The sequence below is a fragment of the Neisseria sp. S1 genome, from assembly GCF_048060015.1.
In the GTDB taxonomy this organism is placed as follows: domain Bacteria; phylum Pseudomonadota; class Gammaproteobacteria; order Burkholderiales; family Neisseriaceae; genus Neisseria; species Neisseria arctica.
In genome coordinates this window covers 1-1,720 of sequence record NZ_JBLUPI010000035.1, presented here as the reverse complement: position 1 = coordinate 1,720, position 1,720 = coordinate 1, and the positions used below count along the sequence as shown (strand labels likewise).

Annotated in this window: 2 protein-coding genes; both read right to left on the bottom strand. The window is 52.1% G+C overall.

Annotated elements, in window-relative coordinates; all coding sequences use genetic code 11:
• Positions 1-242: 242 nt before the first annotated feature.
• Entirely contained in the window at positions 243-758 is a 516-nt protein-coding gene (locus ACEPPX_RS11705) for a phage major tail tube protein (RefSeq protein ID WP_416624182.1), read from the bottom strand.
• A 22-nt stretch (positions 759-780) separates the two neighbouring features.
• On the bottom strand, positions 781-1,720 hold a 940-nt coding region (locus ACEPPX_RS11700; protein WP_416624181.1), incomplete at its 5' end, for a phage tail sheath family protein.

The window sequence follows — 1,720 nt, the reverse complement described above, 5'->3', positions numbered from 1 at the left end:
CTCACTTTTTCCAACATCTCGCCCGTCGGCAGGCGTACCGGATATTTCAGCTTAACTTCTTGGCTGATGCCCATATCATTTTGCAGTTGTTTGGCTTCATTCATTTTTGCAATCCTTTTTCAAAAAATGGTCGGTGGGCACGACCAAAAAATAAACCCACCTTTAACTTATAGTTAGGTGGGTTTAGTTTAAAAGTAAGCCGCTTAGATTAAATCTAAACGGCTTTATCATTTTCATACGGCCTATGCGCCGATATTCTTACGCATTTGGCTTAACACGTCTTGACCGTCTACGCGGTAGGCGTTGGTGAAAGCGTTGTAATACAACACCTCGCGTCCATCGAGCAGCTGGCGGATTTCGGTGGCTTGGTAGGTACCTGAAAATTCCGCCTTTTCTTTCGGTTTATGGCCGCCCAGCGCGTTTTTGCTGAATGTGGCGGTAACAAACGTGACCAGCGGCACTTCCTGCGTTAAGCCGCGCGCATCGAAAGCTTGATGGTTGGCACGTACCATCAGCTGCACCGATTTGAACGGGTGGGCGGCGCGTTTTGCCACTTCAGGATAAAAGCTGTTCCACGTGACTTCACCTTCGAGGGCTTCCACTCCGTTGGGCAGTTTGATGGTACCGACCAAACCCAGTCCTTTGAATTCGTCCTGCCCGATTTCCATTTCAGGCAGCTTGAATTCGGCGGCCTTGCCCAAGAGGCTGTTGCCGTCGATATAGACGTTGGCATTGTAAATCGCATTAATTTGGCTCATGTTGTTTTCCTTTCAGGCCGCCTTAATTCGTGCCGGCCAGATTAACTAGATATTTGCGCGTCATCACGCTGGTATTGGTGATGCGCTCGGCAGGTAGCTTGGGCGTGTAGTCATACACAATCGGCACTTGCCCTTTGGAAAACGCATCTGCCAAGTCGTAGTCGTAATCCAAGCCCACGTTGAAGCCGACGATGGAGCGCAGCGTACCCAGATAGGTGCGCACTGTTTCCACCAGGCTGTCGAGCAGGGCATCGTCAATTGGTCGGTCAATGTATTGCAGCTCGGCGCGGCGGATGCTCTCGTCAATCAAATCGCCGGTGCGCTGCGCGGTTTCAAAGTTTTTGATGTGGCTGACGGTGGGGAAGCAGGCCAAGCGGTTGCCCCACATCCGATAGCCGGTGCCGTAGCTGTTGAATACGGTGGTGATGCCCTTCTCATTAAGGCGGTTGGTTTCACTTTGCGGGTCATCGGCGCGGGCGGTTAAACCGATTTCCACGCCGGTTACGCCCAGTAACTTGCGGTTGGAAATGCTGAACCAATAGCCGTTTTCCACATCAGTTTTCATACGCAAACCTGCTGCGTGGGTTGCCAAGCTTTCCACGCCAAGTTGCCCCAACACATGCGGGAAGAAGAGCTGGGCTCGGTCGCTGGAAGTATTGAAATTAATTGCCCCGCTCGGGCCACGGCCTTCCAATGCCTTACTTAGCGATGTGCCTTGTGGGGCGTTGATATAAGCAATTGCGCCGAGCTTATCGGCTAAAGTAATCATAGCCGCCGCACAAGTAGCGGTTTTGTCATACCCGGGCACGATAATGATTTTGGCGTCGGCACCGATACGGTTGAAGCCTTCGGTAACCAGCTCCATACCGGTACGCTTGCCAGTCGCAGCCACATAAGCACCGATGATGTCGGCTTCAGTCACTTTGCTAGGATCGGTATGGGTATAGGTAATCTTCGGGGCG